Source organism: Clostridium sp. DFI.1.208 (assembly GCF_024463855.1).
Taxonomy (GTDB): domain Bacteria; phylum Bacillota_I; class Bacilli_A; order Erysipelotrichales; family Erysipelotrichaceae; genus Clostridium_AQ.
On record NZ_JANGCA010000136.1, the window covers coordinates 1 to 1,729 of the forward strand.

The 1,729-nt window shown below is 35.3% G+C and carries 1 protein-coding gene; it reads right to left on the reverse strand.

The features are described from left to right. Positions 1-362: 362 nt before the first annotated feature. The gene (locus NE665_RS23610) at positions 363-1,433 is read right to left on the reverse strand and encodes a site-specific integrase (protein WP_117442217.1); all 1,071 of its coding nucleotides are present in this window, start codon (positions 1,431-1,433) and stop codon (positions 363-365) included. Between the last annotated feature and the right edge of the window lie 296 nt (positions 1,434-1,729).

A 1,729-nucleotide genomic window follows, 5' to 3' on the forward strand; every position in this document is an offset into this window, starting at 1 on the left:
TAACTATAGTTCTTTTCAACATATTTACATTCACAATTTCAAAGATCGAATACTATATTTTCAAGTATTTTATATTTCATACTTTTTCATAAATTACTACTTGACTTTAATATAGTTGTCTTTCTGCTTTCATTATACGATTCATACCAAAGCAGTACCATACCAAATAATTTCCAAATATTTACATAAACAGTGAATAAACTTATATCTTTTTTATATCCATAAATAACTTCGATCTATTTTTTATTTTTAAATTAAAAATCACAAAGCCATCTAACCAGAAGCCTTGTGATTTCTTATATTATTATGATTTATCATGTATATTTCAGTGATTGTACATGGTAGCTAACACGTAGCTACCATCATTTCAGGGTAGATATGGCACGCCGCAGCTGAGCAACATCCTTATGGGTATAGATTTTTTCTGTTGTGGTATAGGAGCTGTGTCCAATCAGTTTTTTAATGCAGGTACTATTTGCGCCATAATTACTTAATCGTGTAGCAAACGTATGACGACAGTCATGCGGCAGGTGTTCCATATCCAGCATATCCATGATTTTATCGAAATACTGATTGCGATACATATGATAATTGAATTTCTTTCCTGTATCCGCATCACTGATCAGATATTCTTTATCCTGCAGATAATAATCCATCACATATTTCTGAATCTTTTCATGTACTGGAACCAGCCTGTTTTTTCCAGCTTCTGTTTTGCTTCCTCCGCGTATAGTCATATTCTGTACATCCACATCCTCTCTGCGAATGTTAAACAGCTCCCCTACACGAAAACCTGTATAGATCATGATTAGAATCGTATCCACGAGCGGAAGATTCTCATGGTCAAACAGCTGCTCAATCTCCCATTCTGTAAATGGCTTGTGTATTTCCGGATGATCCTCTTTTCTGTTGATAATCACGTATTTTGCGTAGTTTTTCTGAATAATATCGTTTTGAACTGCATATTCACAGACCAGCATCATCAAAGAACGCAGCTTGAGATCACTTGACAGTGACAGCGTACTTTCATCCATTATGCGCTGGAAATGCATTGCTCTAAGATCGCTCATGCGTACATGCCATATACTGGAGCATCTTGCATACGCTGCCTTATAACCGTTGATTGCCGTTTGGGATATATTGCGATATTTTGTGGATGACCATTCCATATAAACATTTTCAAATGTAATCGAACCCAGCTTTTCGATTTCCGCATACAAGACAGGATTCTTATTATAATTCCATAACGAAAACTCCGCCATTTCCTCTGTCTCATAATATCCGATGATTTTACGCTTCTGATGCCGCATTCCATCCTTTCGTTTATAGGAAACGGTCACGCATGCAACCCAGGGCTTTCTACGATTTCCCTGTAGCTTATATACGCTCCCCATTCCGTTTGCTTTTTTTATACCTACTGATTTCCCTTTCATCCTTACACCTTCCAACTGCCTATCCTCATATAAACCATACAATGCCAGGAATAGAATTGCAATAATGAAATCATCGGTTGCGAACACGTAGCTAACATATGGTTTCCCGCTTTTTATTTCATATTACTTTTATATAACGCTTATTCTTACCTGTATGTGATTCTTTATGAATTATTCAAATAATAATTTATCAAAAAATTAAAAAAATCTTATCTTAAATCATTGATTTGAAAGGAGAAACAACATGGATGTAAATATCATTCAAGCTTTACTGGTGTTCGTATGGGCATTTATCA

Coding starts and splice junctions, on each gene's coding strand:
- NE665_RS23610 (WP_117442217.1), bottom strand. CDS start 1,433: ATGAAAGGGAAATCAGTAGGTATAAAAAAAGCAAACGGAATGGGGAGC.